This window comes from Spirosoma agri, from assembly GCF_010747415.1.
Classification (GTDB): domain Bacteria; phylum Bacteroidota; class Bacteroidia; order Cytophagales; family Spirosomataceae; genus Spirosoma; species Spirosoma agri.
The window spans coordinates 218,786-243,690 of the sequence record NZ_JAAGNZ010000003.1; the positions used below are offsets into that span (position 1 = coordinate 218,786).

Sequence of the window (24,905 nt, forward strand, 5' to 3'; positions counted from 1 at the left end):
ATGCCAACAGTAAGCCTTAACACACATTTTCCGGGGTACGAAATAATTGGCGAACTGGGTCGGTCAAACGCCCGTGTGCTGAAAGCTCGTCATCTGGAAACGGGTGATTTAGTGGCTATTAAACACTTCGCGCTCAATACCGATGCCGAAACGTTACGACGGTTTCGGCTCGAGTCGCAGTTGATGACTGACATCCGCCATCCGAACGTGGTGCGGGTGCGGGACGTGCAGCTTGATATGCCCATGCCCTTCATCGTGATGGAGTGGATCGAGGGGGGGAACCTGCGAACGCTGCTCACCGAACAGGGCCATTTGACGATTCAGACAACCATCCGGCTGGCTCAGCAAATGGCGGAAGCCTTCAAAGCCATTCATCCGCGCGGCATTGTTCATCGGGACATCAAACCCGAAAACATTTTGTTCAGGTTGCTGTCCAGCGGTGAGCTACATTTTCTGTTGACCGATTTTGGCGTTGCCCGGATTCGTGAACAATCGCAGACCATGACGGGGCAGTCGTTGATGACCTACGAATACGCGTCGCCGGAGCAGTTCGATAATCCCAAAGGAGTCGATGTAGCGACGGATTACTATTCGCTGGGTATCGTTCTGTACGAGTGCCTGTCGGGGAACGTGCCGTTTTCACTGGCCGACAGCGCCGGAATCGCGGCCTTCATGAATCAGGTGCTGCAAACGAGACCATCCCCGATTCTGCTTCCGGCGGGGGAGTATCTCCCATCAAGTCTGGACACAATTCTGAGCTGGACGCTGGCTAAGGACCCCGCCGAACGGCTCAGCGACGTGAATGAGCTGGTGCTGTTGCTCGGCCAGGCCAACGTGGAGCAGCTTCAGGCCAGCCGGTCCGGTGATCGGCGCGCGCCTGTGATGCCACGCACCGTAGCGGCACCGGTCCCCATCACGCCACCTGTGGAAGCGTATTCCTCACTGCCTGACGAAGAACCCGAGGAACGTTCGAACGGGTGGATGATCGGGTTGGGCGTGTTGATCGTAGGTATTTTGATTGGGCTGGCCATCTTCTACACGAATCAACGAAAACCGAATCAATCGCTGTCAACGCCGGACTCTACGATTACGGTCACGGACTCTTCGGATCTAAACACCATGACCGACGATACAGCCGCAGCAGCGGACTATCCACCCGAAGAAACTCCCATCGACTCATCGGAATTGTATACGGCTCCCGCACAGCCCGTCGAGCCCTCCACCACCAACACCACACCGACCATTCCGGATTCAACCACCACGCCCACGGATTCGGCCAAAACCAATCCGTAGCCCATCATCAACCCATCATTTTTATTGAATGAAACCAGCCCCTGTTCCATCCGGACGCATTTATCTGCTGGGTGCATCGGCTCTGTTGCTGCTGCTCTTTATAAAGCTGTATATCAATTTGATACCAGCACTAGATCGAACTAAAGAAGCCATTACTTCCGGGCAGGCACTAACGCTGGAAACGGGCCTTACGTCAACCTCGATTCAGCGGCTTCTAACCAATGGCAACTACTACACCGACCCGCGTGATGCGGCTCTTGTCGGCGATTCCCTATCGGCCAAACTTGCTCAGAACAGCGCTCTGGATAATTTAGGCGCGATCAACAAACGGCAAATTTCGGTCGTTGCCCCCCTGGGGTGGCGAAGCCGGATAGGGGGTTCCGATTTTCAAAACCGGCTCCAGTTGTCTCGTCAGCAAATGGGCTTCGATTCCGTGCTGTACGGGCGTGAACTCAATAATCCGAAAGCTTATTCAGCCACAGTACAGGCAGGGAGTGGACGGGTAGCGATATCAGGTAGGGTCACGCGGGATGATCACCCAATGGACGGTGTATTGGTTCAGCTCAAACGCCATCTGCCGACAGCCCAGCCGGATACCCTGCGCGACCGCTTCATCTACGCCCGAACCGACGCCGATGGTCATTTTAGTTTTGCTGGTCTGACAGATGGGGCTGCCTACAGCGTGGTACCCCTCAAACCCGGCTTCGAGTTTGGGAGTCGGCGGGGCACAAACCGGCTGACCAGCGATCAGGATTTTACGTTTACCGCACGGCCGCACCAGCTTCGGTTGATCGGGTCGGTGGTATATGGTCAGCTCAAAACGGACCACGCACTGACGGTGCGTTCGACAACAAAGTTCACCTGGCAATTCTGGTCGATTATCGCCCTCTTCTTACTTGCTTTCTGGGCCGTGCAGGGATTCTGGTCACTCCGGCGTTTCCAGCCCGATCCGTTGCTGTTACCCGTGTTGATGCTGTTAACGGGTATATCCGTACTCACGCTGCTGGCCATTCAGGACCCGTTGCAGGACACACTGTATGCCTGGCAAACGGTACAGGGCATCGTGATTGGGCTTGTTGGAATGACCGTAATATCCCAGCTGAACATAGGCCGATTCTACGCTGACTGGCGCTATGACTGGTTGTTTGCCTTTCGTGATCGAACATCCGTCCGCTTATCGGGCTGGACGTGGTTGGTGCTCGCCGTCGGATTGGCTACGCTAACGTTACTCGTTGGTTCGGGACCGGAGGGGAGCGGAGTACGGGTAAATCTATCGCTCTTTGGCCTGAGCGTTCAGCCCAGCGAAATCACCAAATACCTGCTGCTGCTGTTCTTTGCCGGATTTTTTGCGGCCAATGAGCAACAGATCCGGCAGCTACCCGACTTACGGTGGCGTTTTGCCGTGAGCTTCGGCGCACTGGCTGGCGCGGGTTCGTTGATGTTTCTCTACCTGCTGCTTGGTGATATGGGTCCGGCACTGGTCGTCTGTTTTACGTTCCTGTTGTTTTATAGTATCGCCCGTGGCAATCTACCGCTAACCTTGTCTGCTGGCGTTGGTTATGGGTTGGCACTGTGGTTGCTACCTGGTTGGCTGGCGGCTCTGGTCAGCATCGTCGCGGTGATTGGCTACATGATCTGGCGCGGTCAGGCCCGATCAATGACCCGGCTTGGCTGGGCGGCCTTACTAACGGAGGCCCCAATTTTGCTCTTACTGGTTATGACCCTGTTTGCCTTTGGCGATCAATTACCCTTCGTGGGGAGCCGTCTGGCTGACCGGAAGGCGATGTGGCTTAGTCCCTGGAATAACGACGTGTATGGCGGTGATCATCTGGCTCACGCCTTCTGGACACTGGCCTCCGGTGGCTGGTTTGGGCAGGGGTTGGGTAAAGGAGCCGCGAATGCTATGCCTGCCGCTCATACCGACATGATCTTGCCGAGTATCGGTGAAGAACTGGGTGGAATCGGTGTCATTTCCGTGTTTCTGCTCTTTGGCATTTTACTGCATCGAATCTTTCTGCACGCCCGACGGGCTGGTCAGCCATTCAGCTTTTTTCTGATAGCCGGTATTGCGCTGGCAACCGGCGTTCAGTTTCTCCTTATTGCGGGCGGCTCAATTGGCCTTTTACCCCTTACGGGGATCAGCGTACCGTTTTTGAGCTACGGTAAAATCTCCCTGATCATCAACCTCATTGCGATGGGAGCGGTATTTAGCGTAGCGAGTCGGCCCGGTCAGGTCACGCAACGACAATACCTCGAAACGCATTACGACGTGGTATTGATGGCGGGCATTTCGGGTTTCCTGATCGGCGTTCTGATTTTAGTTGGCCGTTTGCTGCCGATTATCGGCTGGCGAGGCAGCGACTACATCGTTCGTCCGACCCGCGTGGTTACGCGCAACGGCGATCCCGTTTACAGCTATAATCCCCGGATTGAGCGGCTGACGAGAGCGTTAGCGTCCGGTACTATTTATGATCGAAACGGATTGATACTGGCCACCAGCTCACCGAAGTTAGTCGATCAGCAGTTGTCCCGGCTGCGCGAAAGTGGCCTGAAATCGGAGCAGGTGCGTACACTTACCCAAAAGCGGCTACAACGGTATTACCCCTTTGGCGAACACCTGTTCTTCTGGGTGGGCGACCTGAATACGCAACTGTTCTGGGGACAGAGCAACGGGTATTTCGCCGAGGCTACCCATTTCAGCGAACTGCGTGGTTTCAACAGTCGCCCCCGTAAGACGGATCTTGTAACCACTGATTATCGAGCCGACCGGTTCAGCCCATCCGTCGAACTGACGCGCACACTGTCGGTTTACGACTACAGTGAACTGGCTCCGGCCCTGCGGGCGGGCTTAGATAGTGACGAGGTAGCAAAGCGCAAGGCACAGAACCGCGACCTGCACCTGAGTGTCAATGCCGACCTTCAGGTGGCGCTGCAAAAGGCACTGGCGACCTCGGACTACACGGATCATCGGCTGTCGGTAGTTGTGCTGGATGCGGGCTCGGGCGACGTGCTGGCCTCAGCAATGTATCCGTTGCCAAACCTAAAAACGCCCGAACCGATGCTGCTGGCTGATCGGGACCGGATAAAATTACCCTATTTGGTGACCGAGCGGGATTTAGGCATGACGTACCCAACGGCTCCCGGCTCGACGGCTAAAATCCTGACCGCCACCGCTGCGTTCAATAAACTGGGCTCATCGGCGTCGGGGGTCAGTTACCCCATTTTCTGTGAGGAAATCATCCGGCGGGGTGCCCGCGAATCGGAGCCCTGTAACGAATCGGTTGACATGCGAAAAGCCATCGTCCGGTCGAGCAACGTCTATTTTATCCGAATGGCTAACGATAACAAGCTGGATACTGAACTGGCTGACCTGTATCTGTCGACGGGAATGAATGTCGATTTGATTGGCGGCTACTCCTTTTCGAACACAAACACCGACGACGAACGGACTAAGATTCTACGCCACTGGCGCGATTCGTCCTTCGTTGTGCGCCGGAACCTATACCAGAGTACGCAATACCCCAGGCGTTACCGCAGCGAGTTTTCGGGGCTGGCCTGGGGGCAGGGACAACTCACCTCGACACCGGCCTCGATGGCCAGAATGGCCGGTGCGATTGCCAACAAAGGCATTATGCAACCGTCGCGCTACGTTGTTAGTCAGGCGGGTAAACCACAGGCCATTTCTACGGGTCAGCCGATCATACGCCGGGCTGACTATGCGGAGCAGTTACAGGAGTTTATGATTGACCAGTCGAATCCATCGGGCGGACGGAATAAAATCAGTATCGCCCGGGTGGCGGGAAAGACGGGTACGCCCGAACGAATGGTACTGGGAAACCGGCGTAACGATGGTTGGTTCGTCTTTTTTGCTCCTACGGCCAACGGACGATCACATACCGTAACCTGCATCCGTATCGAATTAGGCGATTCATCCGCCGATGCCGTTCAACTCGCCAACACGGTCGTCGCGCCAATTTTACAACAACGAGGTTATCTAGGAAGCTTTTGATTCCGGTAAAACCAATTGTTAACCGATTCAGCCAATGACTATTCTGGAACAAGTAAAAAATCTGTTTGGCTTTACATCTGCCCAGCCCAACGCACCAATCAAATCACCCGAACAGACGGACTCATCGATCATTGCACCGAAACCGTTGCCAGCGGGGCCACCGCCAGCCGCGCAGCGACGTGATCAGATCCTGCGGTTTATCGTTGGAAAGTTACGTGCTTACCAAAACGAGCCCCTAACAACGCCGGTGACGCTTCAGCTGTCAGTGGTTTTCGCCAGTGCCGAAGAAGAGGAAGTCTATCGGGTAGCCCTGTGGGCCAGTCAACCAAAGAAATTTCAGGACGAGCTGAATCGTCAATTAGCTGATAACTACATCAACTTACCCCGAAACTGGCAGTTTACATACAGCCTCCTGGCAGATGAGCTACCCACTGACTGTACCTATCGGGACGGCAATCTGGGCCTAACCGTTATCGATCAAACGAAACCGGCGGGTGCACCGATCCGGGCTAAACTAATCGCCCTGGTCGGACAGACGGAGCAAGCGGATTATGTCCTTGATCCCGCTCAAAAGACCAGCTTCTGCATTGGCCGAGGTCATTCGACGCAAACCTCGTCGGGGCGCGTCCGCACCAACGATATTGTGTTCCTGAACGATGATGACGCTGGTTTCGATCCGCAACGAGGAGTGGGAAATGGGGCCGTTAGCCGGTCTCATGCGACCATTCGGTACGACGAAGCACAGCAGCGGTATACACTCCTCGTCGACCAGGGCGGCTTACCGGCCAGCGGCAACAAAACTAAAATTTTACACCCCGATAACAGCATCGAACGGGCCGACATTTCGGGCATGGGCTACCCATTGGTAGATGGTGACCAGGTTGAGCTAGGTGGCGAGGTCACGCTGTTGTTTGAAATAATGAAGTGATTGCTTGCGTGAAGAATGCGCCTGGAAGTTTGTGGATCGGTCTGCTTTTCAGCTATTTTTGAGCGCTAGGTTGGTCTTTTGCCAACAACTGCCATCGAACCTCGAACCAACCCAATACGCTGATGAATCGTCGTTTCTCCCTATTGTTCGCTTCCCCACTGATCAGTACGGTCTGCCTCCTTTGCCTGTTGCTACCAACTCACTGGATTCCGCTGTCGCCGGATTTACCCAAAGAGCGAGCTACTCCCATCCGGACAGCTGCTGACCAGACAGACCAGTATCTGCCTTACCTGAAAGGAAAGCGGATTGGCATGGTGGTCAACCAGACATCCATCATCGGCTCGAAACCCAGCGTAGACAGTTTGTTAAATCGGGGGGTTCAGATCGTGAAGATTTTTGGTCCTGAACACGGCTTTCGGGGCAATGCCAGCAACGGCGCGAAAGTGTCCGATGAGGTTGATGCTAAAACCGGGATTCCCGTCATCTCATTGTATGGCAAGAACAAAAAACCATCGCGCGAACAACTGGCCGACATTGATCTGCTCATTTACGATATTCAGGACGTGGGAGCCCGGTTTTACACGTACATCAATACGCTGGATCACGTGATGGAAGCGTGTGCGGAAAACAACAAAGAACTCGTCATTCTGGATCGACCCAATCCGAATGGGTATTGCGTTGACGGACCCATTTTGGAGGATCACCTGCATTCGGGTATCGGAATGCATCGCATTCCCATCACCCACGGCATGACCATTGCCGAATTCGCGCAACTCATCAATGGCGAAGGCTGGCTGCCCAATAAAGCAATCTGTAAGCTTCACATCCTCAAAGTAGCGAATTATAGCCACGATCTGCCTTATGAGCTGCCCGTTATGCCTTCCCCGAACCTCAATACGCAGCAATCAATTTTGCTCTATCCCAGTATCTGTATGTTTGAAGGCACCATAATCAGTCAGGGACGGGGTACGTATATGCCGTTTACGGTGCTCGGTGCCCCGGCGCTCAAAGGCAAATATGCTTTCTCATTTCGGCCTGTCAGTCTGAAAGGAATGAGTGAGTCCCCGCTTCACCAGGACACCGATTGCTACGGCTTGGATTTACGGAAGTACGATACCAGCAAGCTACGAAAAACAGGGCGGATCAATTTGGGCTGGCTCATGGAGTTGTATAAAGCGTATCCCGATAAAGATCGCTTTTTTGATGCATCACAAAGTAAAGCGATGGGCAGTTTCGACAAGCTGGTGGGTACCGAAAATCTCAGACGTCAGATCATTGCGGGTACGTCAGAGGACGAAATTCGCCGGAGTTGGGAGCCGGGTCTGTCGGCGTTCAAAACTACCCGAAAAAAGTACCTGCTCTATCCCTAGAACCAGTAAGTAACTAGCTTCCCCGATCTATGAAGAAAGTGGCTCAAGCGATGAATTCGGTGTTTGATAGACTCAAATTAGGGATTACGGTTTGTAAGGTTTGCCAACAACCAACTTACTGCCCGAAAAGTCTACTTCGAACAACTGAGGATACCGCATGGTGCGCCCATCAACACTTCTGTGACTATGCACGGACATCAGCCACTTTCCGTTCAGGGTCTGAAACAGCATACCATGGCCATAATTTGGTGGCGTTATCGGTTCTTTTTCCTGTATCCAGGGGCCATCCAGCGTACCACTTTTTGAATAAGCAACCCCTTGCGTATACACATCGTAGATCCAGCTAGTCCACAGCATACCCAGCCTACCGGTTCCAGTATTGAATAAAAAGGGGCCATCCGTCACCTTATTTGGGCCCGTCGAGCCCTTGACGTTTTCACGACTCCACGGGCTCTCGCTGGCTCGGAAAAGCAATTTTCCGTCGCCGATCGATCCACTTAAATCGGGCTTCAGCTCTATTTTCTCGATGGTTCCGTTCTGATTTTGCAGCCACTCATAGCAGTAGACCATGTACGGCTTCCCGTCTTTGTCTACCCAAAATGTACCATCCAACGTGGGTTTGCTGGCGGGCAAATAGGTCGGATCGCTCATGGGCACATAAGGACCGTCGGCATTATCACTGACTAAAACATGACTGGCACGACGTTCGATAACGTTCTCACCAACCGTATCGATTTTTACCGCCCTGTTGGTGAAGGTGGCAAAGTAGTAATACTTGTCTTTGTAGTGGTGCAGTTCGGCGGCCCAGCTCATCGGATTCGGTCCCATCCAGGATGCTGGGTCTGTTTTAGCGATGACAAAAGGACCGGTCCACTTTTTCAGGTCTTTGCTTTTCCACAGCATACCACCGGTCCCCGTCATGTAGTAGGTGGCTGTTTTTTTATCCGCCAGGATGAACGGATCGCTCAGGCGGATGGAATCCAGAGGAATATCCTGTCGTACTACCGGCGGTTGATGTTGCGAAAAAACCTGGCTCAATGTAGCCATCAGTAAGGCTACGGTTGCCAGCATTTGTTTACCCATTACCCAGTAGTGTGCTCTTTTTGCGAAAACGCCAGTCCAACTAGTCATCACCTCATCGTTAACTTTTTATCGCGATACTACCGAAACGCCAGCTATCGTATTGTCTAAAGCGTAGTCACCACTATCGCTACTGTTAGTCATTATTCATTGAGAAAAGCCGTTGTGATCATTGGTTACACGAAGAGCGCGAATCGGACCCGTGCTTTAACAGATTAATTCGGAGCGAAAAATTGACCCACATGGCGGTAGCATACCCGCTTATTCGCTTGTTGGTCACGAATTGCAGAGCATTCCGTTTTAGTCGTTATCTTGCCTGACCAGTTGGTATTAATTTGCCCAGCACCGCAACTTACTCTTACGTTATGCCCAGACTTTTCCTCTTCATAGGTATTTTCTGGATTACCAGCGCTCAGCTTTGGGCTCAATCAGCCAGACGGATACAGTACACGTCCGAGCTTGGCGGCTATGCGACACCCAACGCACAAATTCCCTATTGGCTACGGGCTAATCAGTACGGAATCGTACCCATACGGGGGTCGCTCGGCACACTACGCCTGAGCATGAACAGCGACTATCGGCCCCGAACGGACACAACGGCAAAGCGAACATCCCGATTCGACTGGGGGTTTGGGGTGAGCGCGGTTGCCAATGTTGGTCCGCGTCTGGTCGAGAACGAATCAACACTGCTTTTGCCGGAAGCCTACGGTAAAGTCCGTTTTGGAAAGGTCGAACTATTTGCCGGAAATCGACGTGAAGTATATGGTCTCGGCGATACGGTATTAACATCGGGATTTGTGGCCTGGTCCGGTAACGCGTTGCCTTTCCCTAAAATCCAGCTTCACACACCCGATTTTGTCTCGCTCGGCTTCACGAAACACCTGCTGGCCTTCCGCGCTGGTTATGCGCACGGCTGGTTCACGAATACATACATCCAGGGCAGTTATCTTCACCAGAAATACCTCTATGTGCGACTCGGCAAACCGAGCTGGAAAGTGCGTTTTGTTGCGGGTTTAAACCACCAGGTTCAGTGGGGCGGACACGCTGCGTATCTGATTGGCAAACCCCTGGCCATCGACGGTCACTTGCCTACGTCGTTTCAGGATTACCTGTCGCTGGTTATCGGCCATTATCCAGATGCCATTGAAAATGACCGGTTTACCGAATTTGATGGAACCAACCGCGTTGGTAACCACATCGGTAGTTACGACGTAGCGGTGGAATGGAACGGGGCTGACAACTATTGGCAATTGTATCATCAGCACATTTATGAAGATGCGTCCGGACTGGCGTTGCAGAATGTTCCCGATGGCCTGACCGGGTTGCGTTTTCTGAATCGAAAAGGTAGTTCAGGCAGCCGTTTTCGATTGAACCGGCTGGTCGTCGAATGGCTGAGTACGACCAATCAGAGCGGCCCCACATTTGACCAAACGGCCCGGTGGCAGGGTGGCGACAATTACTTCAACCATAGTCAATATGTAGAAGGCTGGTCGTATAAAGGGCGCACGTTGGGCACACCGTTTATCGCGCCTTACACGGATCTGGCACCCGATGTTGCCAGTACGGCTGGAAGCTTTTATCCGAACAATCGGGTTGTAGCATGGTACTCAGCCGCCGAAGGGACATTTCGGCGTGGACCCGTTTTAAAAACGCAACTTTCCTACAGTCGAAATTTCGGTACATTTAGCAAACCATATCCGCAAGTACTCCATCAGTTCTCAACACTGGCGTCTGCCCAGTGGTCACTCAGCCAACGGGCCCGACTAACCCTGACTACTTCGCTGGCCCTCGATCGGGGCGATATGTATCCTGATTCATTCGGCAGCTTCATCAGCATTCGCAAGGTCTGGTAGTGAACGGTGATCCATCGTCAACAATTATCTGGCCTTTCTCTCATTTTTTTTTTTACGAAAAGGCGGTTTATTAAACACTATACGTCTCGTTGAGTTACGGATTCAAACTCAGCACATATGAAAAACATTCACGTAAAAAGCATCTCAGATTACGTTAAAGTAAGCTTTGTCGTTATTGCGGCTCTGATCATCTCCTTATCATCCTGCCAGGATCACCGGATTCCGTTGCCCGGACAGGGAATTCAGCCAACCGGCCCCAAACCAGCCTACGCACCGAGCATCGATCCGCAAATGCAGGCCGTTATCGAAGAATTGGGGCGTCTCAATCCGGTTCCACTGTACACCCTGACTCCACAGGAAGCCCGTACGAAGCCTTCGGTAAAAGATGCCGTCAATTCGTTGCTCGACAAAAACAAGATCACCCCGCCAAAGGCCAACGTTGCCATCAGCCAGCGCACTATTCCTGGATTCGGCGGCACCCCGATTCGCATCGTGGTTTATACGCCAGCGGGCGCTGCCAGTTCAGCACCTGTCATCGTTTACCTACACGGGGGTGGTTGGGTTATTGCCAGCCCTGAAGTGTACGAAGCATCTAGCTTAGCCCTTGCTCAGAACACGGGTGCCGTTGTTGTATCGGTTGATTACCGGCTTGCTCCCGAAAACAAATTCCCGACCGCACACGAAGATTCTTATGCCGCCTATAAGTGGGTAAAAGAAAATGCCTCGACCATTGGCGGAAATGCCAGTAAAGTAGCCATTGCGGGAGAGAGTGCGGGGGGTAACATGGCCATATCCGTAAGCATGATGGCCCGCGATCGTGGCTTGGGACTTCCTGTCCACATCCTGTCGGTCTATCCTGTAGCAAACAACGATCTGTTTACTGACTCGTATAACCTGTTCGCAAACGCCATGCCGTTGAACCGGCCCCTGATCGAATGGTTTGTTGATAAATACTTCCGTACGTTAGCCGATGGCGACAGCCCACAAATTTCGTTAGTGGATGTTGCGGATCTGCGCGGTTTACCACCGACAACTATCATTGGTGCGGAAATTGACCCATTACAGGCAGAGGGTCGACTATTGCGCGACAAGCTTCAGTCGCAGGGTGTATCGGTGACATACCAGCTTTATTCGGGCGTAACGCACGAGTTTTTTGGAACGTATGCAGTTGTTCCCAAAGCGCAACAGGCTCAGGAGCTCGCTGCCATTCAACTGCGGAATGCGTTCAACTAATCGAGCATGGTTTTTGACTCGCCCTGATTACTAACAAAAAAAGGCGAACGAGTTTATGCTCGTTCGCCTTTTTCGTAACAGAAATTTAGCTTAAGCCAGGGTAGCATCAACACTGATGGTCGTGTTGAACAGCTTGGAAATAGGGCAGTTATGCTCGGCATGATCGACCAGTTCATCGAACTTCGCTTTGTCAATACCAGGTACGCTGGCCGTTAACACCAGTTTCGAACTCGTGATACCACTGTCTTCCAGCGTAACCGTACATTTCACGTCCAGTGTGTCAGCGGCAAATCCAGCACCCTGAATATTGAAAGCCAGTTGCATGGCGAAGCAACCCGCGTGCGCAGCAGCTATCAGTTCTTCCGGGTTGGTTCCTACACCTTCGGCAAACCGGGTGTTGAACGAATACTGTGTTTCATTCAGTGTTGTACTGGCTGTGGTCAGTGTACCTTTACCATCTTTACCTGTTCCTGCCCAGTGGGCTGAGGCATTACGAGCGATTTTCATTTGTGTATGGTTTGTGTTGTTACTTTGTTTTGGTGACTCAAAGGTATGCAGTGTACAGTTGCCGTTTTTTCACCTATGTTAAAAAATGACCGAATGGAATGTAACGGCTTTCTGTTACGAATAAACAGCTCCATTCGATTCGATTGCAGAACTGTCAGGTTATAACCAAAGTAGCGAATGATTTCTTCACAACGTGCTGTCCTACACCACCACTTACAACAATTTGCCCAACTTTCCGACGATGATATTAACCTGTCCACTGATTTCTGGTTACACAGAACTATTGCCAAACACGACACCTTTACCTTCCGGAATTCGGTTTGTAAACACGTTGGTTTTATCGTAAAGGGTATTTTTCGGGTTTATTACATTGATCCCGGCACGGAGAAAGAGCATAACCTTTACTTCATCGCTGAAACAAATTTTCTGACATCCCTGAAAAGTTTGTTGACCAAAACGACTTGCCCCTACATTATCGAAGCCCTCGAAGATGCGGAATTAATGGTCATTGAGCATGATCAGTTACAGCGGCTTTACGCTCGTTCACACGGTTGGGAACGGTTTGGTCGCCTACTGGCCGAGCAGTATTTTATGTTTAATCAAACCCGCTCGGAAAGCCTGCTGACGCAGACCGCCGAACAGCGCTACGTCGATCTGTTGAATAACTATCCTAACTTGCTGAACCGGGTTTCGCTGGGCCATATTTCTTCGTATTTAGGCATAAAAGGGCCCTCACTGAGCCGGATACGAGCGCAGCTAACACACAGTCATTAGGTAACGCGAAAGGATAGAATGGACTTACCTTACGATTGGTTTGGTGGTTATATAGTGAATTCTACAGCCATTCCCAGGCACTATGATAGGCGTTAAGTCCTTCGGCGTATGTGACAAAATCCGTGTAAAATGGCAGACTGGCCAGCGTTGCGCTATCGCCAACGACGACTAGCTTCTTCCGGGCTCTGGTCATCGCTACGTTCATTCGACGCACATCCGACAGAAAACCAATTTCGCCCTGCGCGTTGCTTCTGGTCATGGAGATGTAGACAATGTCGCGCTCCTGCCCCTGAAAACTATCGATCGTGTTGACCGAAATTTTTGACAGGTAAGGGTGCAGATCAGGGCTATGCAGAAGCTGTTCTTTCAGAAGAGTGAGCTGCTGTTTGTAGGGCGAAATAATGGCAACACTCGGAAAATCCGCTGGTGTATAAAACGAAGACAGTTCGGTGGCAAGCTGGGCCAAATGCTTCATGAGTAGAGCCGCTTCTTCTGGATTCGTTGAACTTGTGCCTTCCAATTTCTCATCAAATCCACAGCCGACGGTATCGACAAATTCGAGCGGACTGTCACCGGAAAATAAGGAATGGGTGGCTACCGACGCGTGCGCCTTTACTTGATTTGCATAAAATACCTGTGACGAATAACCCATAATCTGCTCATGCATCCGGTATTGTTCCTGCAACAGGCTTACTGCTTCGGGATGTAACTTAACGCATTTTTCGAGCAGGGTAGTACTCAACCCCTTCCGAGCCGCTTCAGTCGATTTAATGGTCGGTGATAGCTGGCAATGGTCACCGGCCAGAACTACTTTTTGAGCTTTTAGAATGGGAATCCAGCAGGCAGGTTCCAAGGCTTGACCGGCCTCGTCGATGATAACCGTATGGAACGTAAGGTTCCGGATCATGTACTGGTTCGACCCGACCAATGTTGCCGTAATCACCTGCGCCTTGCTGACCAGATCATCGATAATGTACTGCTCCGAGCTAGCCACATCTTTCATGATCCGATGGGCCTCATCGAAGAGAGCTTTACGCTGGTCCCGTTCGGCTTTACCGAAATTACGCTTGTATTTATGAGCCATATTTTTGAACTCATTCGCCTGCTTTTTCAGCTTCTTCGCTTCTTTCATCAGACTGTGCTCAGCCATTTTATGATCGAGCGTAAGCGCCATAAGTCGCTCGGACACACGGGCCGGATTGCCCACCCGAAGTACGTTTACGCCTTCTTCGTGCAATTTCTCGCTCAGCAAATCAACGGCGGTATTACTGGGTGCCACGACCAGAACCTTCTTATGATCCTGGTTGATCAGGGCTTTGATCGCCTGAACGAGCGTCGTCGTTTTTCCGGTTCCGGGAGGACCATGAACAACGGCTAATTCGTTGGCAGCCAGTATGTTTTTTACTGCGCGAAGCTGACTCTCATTCAACCGGGAAATTGTAGGGACAGGAATGTCGGGGTGAAATGTGGGAGACGCCTGACCGGTCAGGATGTTCACCAGCCGATTCTGATGCTTCTCCCCAAGTTCATTCGCCTGTTTGAGGGCGTCCTGCACTTCATCGTAGCTATTATCGTCAAACAATAACTCGACCCCTAGCTTGCCATCGCGCGACCAGTCGGGCAATTCATCGACCTGCAACGTAATTTTAAGTCGGTTTCCGTTTTGATACGAAATAGTGCCCTCTACCCGATCTGTTTTCGGGTCGTGGTTGCTAAAAAATAAAGCGGGCGTTCCCGATCGCAACTGATGAGGTATATCCTGATGCGTAGTGCGTTCCACCTCGACGGTCAAGTAATCGCCCCGGCTCATTTCCGACCCCCGGATGGCGATCGGATACCAGGTCAATCCGTTGGCCCGACGCTCGGTGATTGATGTTGTTTCGGTTAATTTACGATACTGATTACGGTCTTCTTCTCGTTCAGTTTTTAGTAGATCAAGCAGCTGTTTGAAATAATCCATTCACAAAGGTAGCCCATTATTAAGGCCGTATGGTGTGCGACGGTTCTATAATCATCCCAAGTTGATTTCTGTTTACAACTCCAAAACTTACAAGCGTATTGGCGTTATAAATTTGACCAAGAGCGCTGGAACAATCCGCAGCCAATCCAATATGTTCACCATCTTGTAAATAATGCTTTGCGAGAATTGGTGAATTGTGGTTATTTTCCAATTGCTCAGCGAAATACATATATAGTAAAACTCTACCAATCAGAAGACTAGTCACTTTTTGGCTTCGAATCAAATTGGCAAAAGCTAGCCGGTTGGCAAAAAACACAACAACGTGTCTTTTGCCAACCGGCTAGCTTTGTAAGGTATCATCGCTGCTCCCTGTATTTCGCAATCAATTGACTGTACGTGCGACTCAGCTTTGAGCAACCTCGTGAAGCGATTCTGCTCCAACTATTTTTTTGTACAATGTTAATGCCTGTGCTACCACCTGATCCATGTTGTAGTACCGGTACGTGCCTAGTCGACCGACGAAGTGAACACCCGTTTGTTCATCAGCCAACTGCTTATACCGCCGATATAACTCAGCATTCTCTGGCCGAGGAATTGGGTAATACGGATCGCCTTCGTCCTGGGGGTATTCAAAGGTAAGGCTGGTTTTCGGATGCTCCTGACCCGTCAGCTTCTTATACTCGGTGATACGCGTATAAGCGTGATCATTCGGAAAATTGACAACCGAAACAGGCTGATAATCAGCTACGTCAAGTGTCTGATGGTCAAATCGAAGCGACCGGTAAGGTAGCTTGCCGAAGCAGCAATCAAAATATTCGTCGACAGGACCAGTATAAATCAGCTCATTGAATGAGAGCTGGTCTTTAACCTGTCTGAAATCCGTATCGAGCATAAGATGAATGTTCGGATGCTCCACCATCTTTTCGAACATCTTCGTATAGCCGTGTAAAGGCATGTACTGAAACTCGTCGGTGAAATAACGATCGTCCTGATTGGTTCGTGTCGGTATGCGTGATGTTACCATCTTATCGAGTTCCGACGGATCAACGCCCCACTGCTTACGGGTATAGCCACGGAAGAACTTTTCGTAAAGATCACGGCCCACCTGACTGACCACGACGTCTTCGGACGTACGAATCTCATCTACCTGCTCACCGACATTTTTAAAGTATTCGGCTAATTCTTCCGAATTGAAGGAATGACCGTATAGTTTATTAACCGTATCAAGATTGATCGGAATGGGTAATAGCTTCTCATCTACTGACGCCAAAACCCGGTGTTCGTATGGACGCCACTCCGTGAACTGCGACAGGTACGAAAATACGTCGGGGGAGTTCGTATGGAAAATATGCGGTCCGTATTGATGTATCAAGATGCCGTCTTCATTGAGACAGTCATAAGCATTGCCACCAATGTGTGGGCGTTTATCGATGATGAGTACTGTTTTTCCGGCCTGACTGGCTAAGCGTTCGGCTAATACGCTCCCGGCAAAGCCAGCGCCCACAATTGCATAATCGTACTGCATAAATGGTAAGTTGTACCGTAAATACGTTTCTGTTAAGATGTAAATATACAACCAATCTCATCGACTAACATCCTAGCGAAGTCTTGACTTGTAAGGGAACGGCCTTGCTGGCTAGTCAAACCGCCGAAAGCGTCGATAAATTGAGGGACTGGTCTTCTTATTGCTTATCATAAAAACTCTATTTTCAGTATACTGCCCGTTAGGGGATAGTCGGCCAATTGCTGCTCGGATGCTCCCTTTCGGGCGCTGGTCACGAAAAGGCTTCCATCCGGATGAATGGCTATCTTTGTTGGGTTAATGACAGGAAGTTCAATAGCCTGTAGCAATTGAGCATTAGCTGAATACTGGCGAATCGTATTCCCTCCGTAATGGCCTAGCCAGACATTATTCGCCGAGTCAACTGTACTACCGTCCGGAGAACCGTCGTATGGCCAGTCAAGCCATAGTGTTTCCTCCTCCACAGCATTATCCGACCCAGTTGACACGCGCCAGACACCTTTGGAGCGTCCCGAATGACCAATGCTTTCGACCATATATAGCGTATGAGGATCTGAAAATACGGCGGGACCATTCGCGATGATAAAGTTCTTGGCCAGAACGACGGGCGGTAAAAGCTCCCCATCTTTGGTAAGTTCATAGCGTGTAATCGTGCCCAGGGGTTGTTGCTCCTCCATATCCATTGTGGCTGCGTAGAGAGCACCTGTTGCATCCGTCGCAGCGTCGTTAAAGCGAATTGAGGGTTGATCGGTGTCGATGCGATTCAGTCGCTCGATGAAAAACGACGCGGGGTCTGTTATGTCTAGCAGGTGTAGACCTGATTTGAAACCAGCCCATAGCCGGCCATCAGCCCGTGGCAAAACAAACCCAACCAGTTCTGGCATGGTCCATTGTTGAACCGGGTTACCCTTGGCGGGAGCAAAATAAACCCGCTGCTCAAGAATATCTACCCACCAGAGTCCATCTCGGTTCGCATCCCAGATCGGCCCTTCTCCTAAAGAGCACTGAGCTTCCACAAAGCAGCTTATTTGCATGTTGTTTTCAGACATAGCTTAGAACACTAAGTTTTACCCGTTAAAAAGATTGTCCGCTGATGTATAGCACCTTAACCAATTACGTGTCTTACAGCACACCTAAACTGAACCACGGATTTCATCGGGTTTTTCGGTACACACAACCCGGCCGTTAGCTGAGCAAAGCCCATTGGCTAACCACCGAACGATTCTGTGAAGCCGAAAATACAGGCCCGAAAAACTATAGCTTTGGAGTCTTTTCAGAAGAACCCGACGTATCATCGAACTACTGGCAAACGGATATAGTTTATCACCATCCAGACGACAGTACATTACTATACTAGCAGACAGGCAGTTAAAAATAACGCGATATACTCCTATGTGGGGATTCGGCATCGGGCGGATTAGTCTCCCGGTAGCAGTCGTTTACAGCAACAGTATCCAGGACTTGGCTTGGCTACTTGCTTTTAGAGAATAATGGGTAATTACCGGTTTCAGGGAATCTATCCGATAAGGTTGTACCAAATAATCCATGAGCTTTTTCCACTGGGTTTCCTGAAACATAGCCCAGCCACCCGCGGCCATCAATGTGTTGACTACCGACCGCTGACCAGCCGTCGCTTCATCGTTATTGACGCGTTCGTTCCGGCCAATCTCAGCGGCTAGCAGCGTAGTACCTACCCGTTCTACCCGGAATGTGCTGCTGGCTTCGTCGGTAAAAAAGTGCTCAACGGGTGCCCCTTCCTCTACTCCTTGTGACTGCGGTTTCTCGCTGGGTACGACGGTAAACTCGGCAGATTCATCGGCTTCATCCAGTTTTACCACCCGGACCCAGTTGTGGGGTAATGGACCCGGTAAGTCAATACGGATATAGTTACCTACGACGAGCGGAGCATTGGTGATAGGCTTGCCCTGTGGGTCATGCACCGTAAACGTAGCTGTCAGACCCGGCAGATCCGACCAGGTATTGACGGCAAGGAGCTTCTGCCGAGCCTCCGCAAACCCTTGACGAGCCGCAATTTCATCGGGATATGTGTAACTGCTTTCGTAACGTTTGTCTTTGGTGTGATCCCCTTGCAGTGCCTTCACTTCCTGTGTAATCGATTCTACCAGCTTTTTAATAGTCATTAGGCGAACGAGTTGATTAGCCACCAGTCTGGAGAAATAGTGAGCAGCCCGATGACGGCTGCCATTATCTGTTTCCACAGCGATCCTTAGTCAACTCAGTCGTGCTAATAGTAGCCAATTAACACACGTTTAGAGATTCATCAATGAGCGAATGGTCACTTAACAGTCATGCAGCTATCGCGGTTGGCAATCCTGCGACTGTGGCTGGTCTACCCTTTCTTTTGCAAGACACGCTGTTCACATCGCTCCGGCCCGCTACTTTTTAACGTAGATAATCCTGGATTGCTTGCTTTATCCATTCTTTTCCGTCAGATGTTTCCAGTAGCGTTTAGGCATGTGTTGTAGCTGTAACCGCTTGTTTTTACGAGCGTCAATGGTCACGCTCTTGAAATAACGACGCCATAGCTCCTGGTAGAATTCTTCGCTCTCATCACTGATCTCGGCAATGAGCTGAGAAGTAGCCCGTCCATACTGAAATTCGATTGCCACGGTAGTCACCGTCTCCAGATCATAATAAATACCATACCGGCGTTTAGCATCGTAGATGAGCCAACGCTGATCGGCATACCGACTTTCGAAGTGAGAAGAAATGAGGGGCAAAACGTCGCAGTCCGGTTCAATGATGGCATAATACAACTGGTCGGTGGTGAGCTTGAATCGAACAAAGGCTTCCATACGATGCGCTTCCCGCTTCACCCGTTTTGCCGCCTGCTTTACGGCCCAGACCGCCGGGTGCCCATAGTCTTCTTCCACGTTGTGCGGACTATTGAAGACATGACACACAAAATGCCACATGACCTCATCAGACTTATCGACCTCAGAAAGGTAGGTTTTGTGTAATCGCGTCAAGCCTTCGGCGGATAATCGCTTTCGCAGGCCCATCAACACCCGTTCCGATTTCCGTTCATCGGTGATAACCGTGTGCGTTTCGCCAAACAAACACCCGGTACACGCTTCGTCTCGAGTAAACACAACGTCGACCAGTTTGTAGGCATATATGTCAAAGATGGCCGTTAACCAGCCTTCATACGTTCCATCATACACTACGCTCGTCATCCGATCAGAATAAACTTAACTGGGCCGAAAAATTGGGTTTGTACTTACTTTTTTGCAAAGTCAGAATCAGTTGCTTGAGCTGCAAAGGCGTGTAATCGTGTTGCCTGGCAAAGGGGCGACTGAAAGCCAGAAAGTATTGGGCCCGATTGTAGGCAATGCCCATCTTTTTCAGGTGCTCCGCTTGGAGCCGCCTGAACCGACGCGCAGCGACAATTTTCTGGGCGCTTTGAAAGCCGATGCCGGGTATGCGTTTGATGAGTTCGATGTCGGCGGTATTGATGTCTACCGGAAATTGGTCCAGGTTGCGTAAGGCCCAACCCAGCTTGGGGTCCACATCCAGGTCAAGATTAGGCTGATTGGCCCCGACCAGTTCATCGAAGGCAAAACCATAGAATCGAAGCAGCCAATCGGCCTGGTATAGTCGGTTTTCCCGAATGATCGGAACGGGGGTGCCCATGGATGGCAATCGGTTATCATCACTTATGGGAACGTAGCCCGAGTAATAGACCCGCTTCAGGTTCAGCTGGTTATAGAAATGATTGGTCATGCCCAGTATGTCCAGATCGCTCTCTTTCGTCGCACCGATCACCATTTGGGTACTCTGGCCGGCTGGAGCAAAGACGGGCGCTTTGCTATTGCGCAGTTTTTCTTCCCGGTGACCGGCAATCTCGGTTTTCAGGTACGTCATTGGCCGGATCACATCCAGGTGATTTTTTTCCGGCGCGAGCAGCTTCAGACTTTGTTCGGTAGGCATTTCGACATTGACGCTTAAGCGGTCCGCATACAGACCCGCTTCTTTCATCAGCTCTTCACTGGCTCCAGGAATGGCCTTCAGATGGATGTAGCCGTTGAAATTTTGTTCGATGCGCAACTTTTTGGCAATTCGAACCAAACGCTCCATCGTGTAATCAGGGCTGTCAAAAATCCCCGAACTCAAAAATAAGCCCTCGATGTAGTTTCGGCGGTAGAAATTGATGGTCAGGTCCACGACCTCGTCGACCGTGAAGGCGGCCCGTTTCACATCGTTGCTCCTGCGGCTCACGCAATAGGCGCAATCGAAGATACAATGATTGGTCAGCAGAATTTTCAGCAGGGATACGCACCGCCCGTCTTCAGTGAACGCATGACAAATGCCGTAGCCTTTCGAATCCCCCAGTCCTTTGTCTTTATTAGCTCGTTTACTCTGACCGGAAGCACAGGACACATCGTATTTTGCCGCATCGGAAAGGATTTCCAGCTTCTCCATCACTCGATCATTCACCATCCAATTCCCTTGTTGATTGATGATAAAAGTACTAAGTATCGATGTACTATCAAAAGTAAAAGCTATAATAATATAATTGTATTATAGTCCCATTTCGCCAGTACGTTCTCTATACAAAGAATAGCGGATTTTGCTGGGCAAAGAACCAGTGTGTAGGAGACCATTGCCTGACGGATGATTCATACCCAATAAAAAAGGCCAACCCGTTCAGGAGTTAGCCGGCAAAAAAGTCAGGAAAAAGTACCTACACTGGGATGGTCGATACTAATTCCGCTTCTCACGCTTCATATAAGTAGAGGCCCCAGTGCCTCGTCTGGCTCCCATTTTATGTAGCTGTTGGGCGTCAGCCTGTGATATGATCTGAAGAGCTGAATACTCAGTTTTACCGGTAATAAGTGGGAAGCCCGCAACACGCGGAGCTTGCGAACAATAAACACACGTTTTGGCGGTGGGTAGCGCCTTTAACCGGGCGTCAGGAATCAATTGACCACACTTACTACAATACATAAGGTTGAGTATCTAGCTACTAATATAACCCAAAATCAGGCCAGATAGTGCCCCACATGGGGAAATAAGACAGGTCACCTATAGTGAATAAGTTATTGATTTACAGATAGTTAATCTAACATAAAGCACGCATCCAAAAGAAATTGATAGTATCGTCCAGTTCAGTTGATTATAGCAGAATTTTGACCAAAAGCGGATATGAGCCGTTGCCCAAAAACACGGTTTGGCAAGGCTGCTCACGCTGGCTGTACTTGCGTTTCTGACTACAAACTGGTCGCGTCGATACGTGACTGGCAGCCCACGCAACCCGATCAGCCACTTGCCTAACCCGTCAGCCCTTTATGACAGAAACACGTCCGAAACAGGTTGTGGTTGCCAACGGAATTAACTTTTCCCGGGTAGTCGTGTTTAGTCAATATACGAATGAACACCTTATGAAAAAGTTACTTCAAACAGCCGCTTTCTGCCTACTGGTAGTGGGTACGGTTTGTGCACAGGAGGTTACCAAGAAAGAGGCCATTAAAACGACTAAAATTGCCCAGAAAAACGCCAAGCAACTCCAGAAGGAGGCCAAGCAAACAGGTAGTACGTCGGATAAGAAAGATGCCGATAAGACGCTGGATGCAGCCAAACGAGCAGAGAAACAGGCCAAAAAGAACACAAAGTAGGGCATTGACCTGATGTACCTGACCAATAACGTTCTCAACGTCAATTAAACGTGTTATGCAGCAAGATCCGAATTTAGATACGATACGACTCGACATTGAAGCGGTGGGATTCACGTTGGACGATGGCCTTCGGGCATTCGTATTGGAGACGCTTTCCAAGCTCCAGCGTTTTTATAAAGGTGACGTCATTACGGCTGAAGTGTACTTAAAAGTAGAACCCAACCAGCGCACGAATGACAAGCATGTGGGCATCAAATATGGTGTACCCGGCAATGATGTATATGCTGACGATTCGGGCGACAATTGGTACGAATTGATCAACAGTGTGGAAGCCAAGTTACAGCGTCAGTTGGAAAAGCGCTTCGGTAACCACACAAACGCAAACCGGGCTAACATCGATGAGATCGACCCTGCCAGTTTAGCGTAAACTCAAGTGAATATATAATCAATCGCCCGGCTTTGTAGATAAGGCCGGGCGATTGCAGTACTGGGCGATCGTAGACAGGTGGACCAACCATTTTTGGACTACCCTTAATCAGCCTATTTTCATCACTGGTGGAGGTTGGCTAAACAGCCACCTGATACGTGGGGTCGTCGATGATATTGACATCGATAACATCAGTTGCTTTAGTCAGCAATTTCCGGCAATCCGGGCTGAGGTACTTTAAGTGTATCTTTTTACCCCCTTTATGGTAGCGTTCCGTAAGCTTGTTAAGAGCCTCAATGCCTGACATGTCGGCCACCCGGCTTTCAGAGAAATCGATGATCACTTCATGAGGATCAGTTAAGATGTCAAACGCGTCGTTGAACGCGGTTACCGAGCCAAAGAATAGCGGACCATAAACCTTGTACTGCTTCACTCCCTGCGCATCGATTGATGGCAGAACACGGATGCGCTTGGCACTTTCCCAGGCAAAAACCAGGGCGGAAATGAGTACGCCAATCAGCACCGCCAAGGCAAGATTGTGTAGATAGATCGTGATCACCGCGACCAGCATACCGACAAACACATCTTGCTTGGGCATTTTATTGATGATCCGGAAACTCACCCACTCGAAGGTGCCTATGGCGACCATGATCATCACGCCGGTCAAGGCCGCCATCGGAACCCGTTCAATGACGGGAGCGCCAACCAGAACGATCAGCAAAATGGTCAGGGAGGCAATGATCCCGGACAGTCGGGCTCGTGCACCGGCCGACAGATTCACTAACGTTTGGGCAATCATCGGGCAACCACCCATGCCGAAGAAAAACCCGTTCAGGATGTTCGCACTGCCCTGAGCAATGCATTCTCTGTCGCCATTTCCCTTGGTCGCGGTCAACTCATCGACCAAATTCAGCGTTAACAATCCTTCGGTAAGCCCGACGCTGGCCATGATCAGGGCATAGGGAAAAATAATCGTCAGCGTAGACAGATCGAGCGGAACCTGCGGAATGTGAAAAGGCGGAAAACCACCGCTTACTGAGGCTATGTCGCGAACTGTTTTGGTATCGATATTGAATCCCAGCACAATCAGGAACACAACGACGATAGCAACCAGCGAAGGCGGGACTGCTTTGGTGACTTTTGGTAACAGGATAATAATGGCGATGGTCAACAAAACCAAACCGGCCATAACTGCCAATGGTGTTCCGCTAAGCCAGGTCGATTCCCCGTTCACTACCGTTTTGAACTGTTCGAGCTGGGCCATGAAGATGATAACGGCCAGCCCGTTGACAAAGCCATACATAACGGGTTGGGGCACCAGCCGGATGAATTTACCAAATTTAAACACGCCCACCAGAATCTGTAACACACCCGCCAGGGCGACTGCAGCAAACACGTAGTCAATGCCATGCGATTTCATTAAGGCAATCAGAACAATGACCGTGGCACCGGCTCCTCCGGAGATGAGTGCGGGCCTACCCCCAAAAATGGAGGTAACAAGTCCCATAATAAAGGCGGCATAAAGGCCAACCAGCGGAGGGAAACCCGCCAGGATAGCAAATGAGAGAGATTCCGGCATCATTGTCATGGCGACGGTGAGGCCAGCCAGAATCTCCGTTTTATAATCTACTTTCTGCGTAAAATCAAATAGGTTGATATAACCCTTCATGGATATGCAATTATTGATGACAGGGCCGGAAAGATGGCCTCTATCGGCCCTAAAAAGTTAACTTATTCGGCTTGTTAACGAATCGGTTGGATGGTCCCAACGGAACCATTGTACTGCCAGGCATTCGGACAGTAGGAATCAACTTAGCGTAAAGCCAGATTGGAAAGAGAACGTCTCTTTAACAGAATTTAAAAAAGACGGATGTACCTCGTCAGGGCGGACTCCCTACAGACGAAGGGAAGACAGGAGCGTATGGGCAGGTGTTGACTGTCATAATTGGCCGCAAGAAGCGCATTTTGGCTTAGATTCCCTAGCACTAACAAACACTATTTTGCGGATATCTGATCGATAGGACGATCTAAAAATTGGGTTGGGGCAACGTCAACCACCTGGGCGCGCTCTAACTGCGTTCTCCCCCTAAATCATATCGACGACAATTAACTAATGATAGTCCGCTTATTGAACAGCATACGCGTTTTTACAAGTAGCAACTAATTTACTGTAGACACTAATTATTAGATTATATATACTATTAATCAATTACTTACATCAGGTGTACACACTTTGTCTACATAACATATTATACTATTAACAGAATTTACTCGCTCCTTTGCTCCTGGTTATGGCTGTCACACGCACCGGTA

The 24,905-nt window shown here is 50.4% G+C and carries 19 protein-coding genes; 9 read left to right on the plus strand and 10 right to left on the minus strand.

Features of this window, described 5'->3' with window-relative positions; all coding sequences use genetic code 11:
- The 4 genes from GK091_RS24925 (at position 1) to GK091_RS24940 (ending at position 7,600) form a co-directional block, all read left to right on the plus strand.
- On the plus strand, positions 1-1,293 hold the full coding sequence (locus tag GK091_RS24925; RefSeq protein ID WP_164043359.1) for a serine/threonine-protein kinase: 1,293 nt from the start codon (positions 1-3) through the stop codon (positions 1,291-1,293).
- A gap of 28 nt (positions 1,294-1,321) precedes the next feature.
- Positions 1,322-5,302, plus strand: a complete 3,981-nt coding sequence (locus GK091_RS24930) for an FtsW/RodA/SpoVE family cell cycle protein (protein WP_164043361.1) — start codon at positions 1,322-1,324, stop codon at positions 5,300-5,302.
- Positions 5,303-5,336: 34 nt separating this feature from the next.
- Positions 5,337-6,230 carry an FHA domain-containing protein gene (locus GK091_RS24935; protein ID WP_164043363.1) on the plus strand — a complete coding sequence of 298 codons (894 nt, stop codon included), beginning with the start codon at positions 5,337-5,339 and terminating at the stop codon, positions 6,228-6,230.
- 122 nt (positions 6,231-6,352) lie between these two features.
- The gene (locus GK091_RS24940; RefSeq protein WP_164043366.1) at positions 6,353-7,600 is read left to right on the plus strand and encodes an exo-beta-N-acetylmuramidase NamZ family protein; all 1,248 of its coding nucleotides are present in this window, start codon (positions 6,353-6,355) and stop codon (positions 7,598-7,600) included.
- Between the two features lie 84 nt (positions 7,601-7,684).
- Here the strand turns inward: GK091_RS24940 and GK091_RS24945 are convergent, their stop codons facing one another.
- A complete protein-coding gene (locus tag GK091_RS24945) occupies positions 7,685-8,671 on the minus strand; it encodes a glycoside hydrolase family 43 protein (RefSeq protein WP_246202402.1) in 987 nt (328 codons plus the stop codon).
- A gap of 374 nt (positions 8,672-9,045) precedes the next feature.
- Here GK091_RS24945 and GK091_RS24950 point away from each other — a divergent pair, with 374 nt between their 5' ends.
- Together GK091_RS24950 and GK091_RS24955 are read left to right on the plus strand one after the other, a co-directional pair.
- The gene (locus GK091_RS24950) at positions 9,046-10,533 is read left to right on the plus strand and encodes a capsule assembly Wzi family protein (RefSeq protein ID WP_164043371.1); all 1,488 of its coding nucleotides are present in this window, start codon (positions 9,046-9,048) and stop codon (positions 10,531-10,533) included.
- Positions 10,534-10,650: 117 nt separating this feature from the next.
- The gene (locus GK091_RS24955) at positions 10,651-11,766 is read left to right on the plus strand and encodes an alpha/beta hydrolase (RefSeq protein ID WP_164043373.1); all 1,116 of its coding nucleotides are present in this window, start codon (positions 10,651-10,653) and stop codon (positions 11,764-11,766) included.
- Positions 11,767-11,856: 90 nt separating this feature from the next.
- Here the strand turns inward: GK091_RS24955 and GK091_RS24960 are convergent, their stop codons facing one another.
- Positions 11,857-12,273: an OsmC family protein gene (locus GK091_RS24960; RefSeq protein WP_164043374.1), complete on the minus strand. Its 417-nt coding sequence runs from the start codon at positions 12,271-12,273 to the stop codon at positions 11,857-11,859.
- A gap of 177 nt (positions 12,274-12,450) precedes the next feature.
- On the opposite strand from GK091_RS24960, the gene GK091_RS24965 reads away from it, so the two are divergent.
- Positions 12,451-13,047 carry a Crp/Fnr family transcriptional regulator gene (locus GK091_RS24965; protein WP_164043376.1) on the plus strand — a complete coding sequence of 199 codons (597 nt, stop codon included), beginning with the start codon at positions 12,451-12,453 and terminating at the stop codon, positions 13,045-13,047.
- A gap of 61 nt (positions 13,048-13,108) precedes the next feature.
- Here GK091_RS24965 and GK091_RS24970 read toward each other — a convergent pair whose 3' ends face one another.
- The 7 genes from GK091_RS24970 to GK091_RS30125 all read right to left on the minus strand — a co-directional run bounded on the left by GK091_RS24970 (position 13,109) and on the right by GK091_RS30125 (position 21,497).
- A complete protein-coding gene (locus tag GK091_RS24970) occupies positions 13,109-15,007 on the minus strand; it encodes an AAA domain-containing protein (RefSeq protein ID WP_164043378.1) in 1,899 nt (632 codons plus the stop codon).
- 403 nt (positions 15,008-15,410) lie between these two features.
- Positions 15,411-16,532, minus strand: a complete 1,122-nt coding sequence (glf, locus tag GK091_RS24975; protein ID WP_164043380.1) for a UDP-galactopyranose mutase — start codon at positions 16,530-16,532, stop codon at positions 15,411-15,413.
- Positions 16,533-16,699: 167 nt separating this feature from the next.
- The gene (locus GK091_RS24980) at positions 16,700-17,563 is read right to left on the minus strand and encodes an SMP-30/gluconolactonase/LRE family protein (RefSeq protein WP_164043383.1); all 864 of its coding nucleotides are present in this window, start codon (positions 17,561-17,563) and stop codon (positions 16,700-16,702) included.
- 405 nt (positions 17,564-17,968) lie between these two features.
- The gene (locus tag GK091_RS24985) at positions 17,969-18,670 is read right to left on the minus strand and encodes a hypothetical protein (protein ID WP_164043386.1); all 702 of its coding nucleotides are present in this window, start codon (positions 18,668-18,670) and stop codon (positions 17,969-17,971) included.
- Between the two features lie 291 nt (positions 18,671-18,961).
- The gene (locus GK091_RS24990; RefSeq protein WP_164043389.1) at positions 18,962-19,726 is read right to left on the minus strand and encodes a TIGR03915 family putative DNA repair protein; all 765 of its coding nucleotides are present in this window, start codon (positions 19,724-19,726) and stop codon (positions 18,962-18,964) included.
- A 4-nt stretch (positions 19,727-19,730) separates the two neighbouring features.
- Positions 19,731-20,990: a putative DNA modification/repair radical SAM protein gene (locus tag GK091_RS24995; protein ID WP_164043391.1), complete on the minus strand. Its 1,260-nt coding sequence runs from the start codon at positions 20,988-20,990 to the stop codon at positions 19,731-19,733.
- Positions 20,991-21,254: 264 nt separating this feature from the next.
- Entirely contained in the window at positions 21,255-21,497 is a 243-nt protein-coding gene (locus GK091_RS30125; protein WP_164043393.1) for a TraR/DksA family transcriptional regulator, read from the minus strand.
- A 434-nt stretch (positions 21,498-21,931) separates the two neighbouring features.
- Here GK091_RS30125 and GK091_RS25005 point away from each other — a divergent pair, with 434 nt between their 5' ends.
- Together GK091_RS25005 and hpf are read left to right on the plus strand one after the other, a co-directional pair.
- Complete coding sequence (locus GK091_RS25005; protein WP_164043395.1) at positions 21,932-22,165, plus strand: hypothetical protein; 234 nt, start codon at positions 21,932-21,934, stop codon at positions 22,163-22,165.
- 55 nt (positions 22,166-22,220) lie between these two features.
- Positions 22,221-22,592 (plus strand): ribosome hibernation-promoting factor, HPF/YfiA family, encoded by a 372-nt coding sequence (hpf, locus tag GK091_RS25010; RefSeq protein WP_164043396.1) that lies wholly within the window; start codon positions 22,221-22,223, stop codon positions 22,590-22,592.
- A 139-nt stretch (positions 22,593-22,731) separates the two neighbouring features.
- On the opposite strand, the gene GK091_RS25015 is transcribed toward hpf, so the two are convergent.
- Positions 22,732-24,261 (minus strand): SulP family inorganic anion transporter, encoded by a 1,530-nt coding sequence (locus tag GK091_RS25015; protein ID WP_164043399.1) that lies wholly within the window; start codon positions 24,259-24,261, stop codon positions 22,732-22,734.
- Between the last annotated feature and the right edge of the window lie 644 nt (positions 24,262-24,905).

Bases quoted from the DNA above. Each gene is read 5' to 3' on its own strand.
- GK091_RS24925 (WP_164043359.1), top strand. From the start codon at position 1: ATGCCAACAGTAAGCCTTAACACACATTTTCCGGGGTACGAAATAATT.
- GK091_RS24930 (WP_164043361.1), top strand. From the start codon at position 1,322: ATGAAACCAGCCCCTGTTCCATCCGGACGCATTTATCTGCTGGGTGCA.
- GK091_RS24935 (WP_164043363.1), top strand. From the start codon at position 5,337: ATGACTATTCTGGAACAAGTAAAAAATCTGTTTGGCTTTACATCTGCC.
- GK091_RS24940 (WP_164043366.1), top strand. From the start codon at position 6,353: ATGAATCGTCGTTTCTCCCTATTGTTCGCTTCCCCACTGATCAGTACG.
- GK091_RS24945 (WP_246202402.1), bottom strand. From the start codon at position 8,671: ATGCTGGCAACCGTAGCCTTACTGATGGCTACATTGAGCCAGGTTTTT.
- GK091_RS24950 (WP_164043371.1), top strand. From the start codon at position 9,046: ATGCCCAGACTTTTCCTCTTCATAGGTATTTTCTGGATTACCAGCGCT.
- GK091_RS24955 (WP_164043373.1), top strand. From the start codon at position 10,651: ATGAAAAACATTCACGTAAAAAGCATCTCAGATTACGTTAAAGTAAGC.
- GK091_RS24960 (WP_164043374.1), bottom strand. From the start codon at position 12,273: ATGAAAATCGCTCGTAATGCCTCAGCCCACTGGGCAGGAACAGGTAAA.
- GK091_RS24965 (WP_164043376.1), top strand. From the start codon at position 12,451: ATGATTTCTTCACAACGTGCTGTCCTACACCACCACTTACAACAATTT.
- GK091_RS24970 (WP_164043378.1), bottom strand. From the start codon at position 15,007: ATGGATTATTTCAAACAGCTGCTTGATCTACTAAAAACTGAACGAGAA.
- glf (WP_164043380.1), bottom strand. From the start codon at position 16,532: ATGCAGTACGATTATGCAATTGTGGGCGCTGGCTTTGCCGGGAGCGTA.
- GK091_RS24980 (WP_164043383.1), bottom strand. From the start codon at position 17,563: ATGCAAATAAGCTGCTTTGTGGAAGCTCAGTGCTCTTTAGGAGAAGGG.
- GK091_RS24985 (WP_164043386.1), bottom strand. From the start codon at position 18,670: ATGACTATTAAAAAGCTGGTAGAATCGATTACACAGGAAGTGAAGGCA.
- GK091_RS24990 (WP_164043389.1), bottom strand. From the start codon at position 19,726: ATGACGAGCGTAGTGTATGATGGAACGTATGAAGGCTGGTTAACGGCC.
- GK091_RS24995 (WP_164043391.1), bottom strand. From the start codon at position 20,990: ATGGTGAATGATCGAGTGATGGAGAAGCTGGAAATCCTTTCCGATGCG.
- GK091_RS30125 (WP_164043393.1), bottom strand. From the start codon at position 21,497: ATGTATTGTAGTAAGTGTGGTCAATTGATTCCTGACGCCCGGTTAAAG.
- GK091_RS25005 (WP_164043395.1), top strand. From the start codon at position 21,932: ATGAAAAAGTTACTTCAAACAGCCGCTTTCTGCCTACTGGTAGTGGGT.
- hpf (WP_164043396.1), top strand. From the start codon at position 22,221: ATGCAGCAAGATCCGAATTTAGATACGATACGACTCGACATTGAAGCG.
- GK091_RS25015 (WP_164043399.1), bottom strand. From the start codon at position 24,261: ATGAAGGGTTATATCAACCTATTTGATTTTACGCAGAAAGTAGATTAT.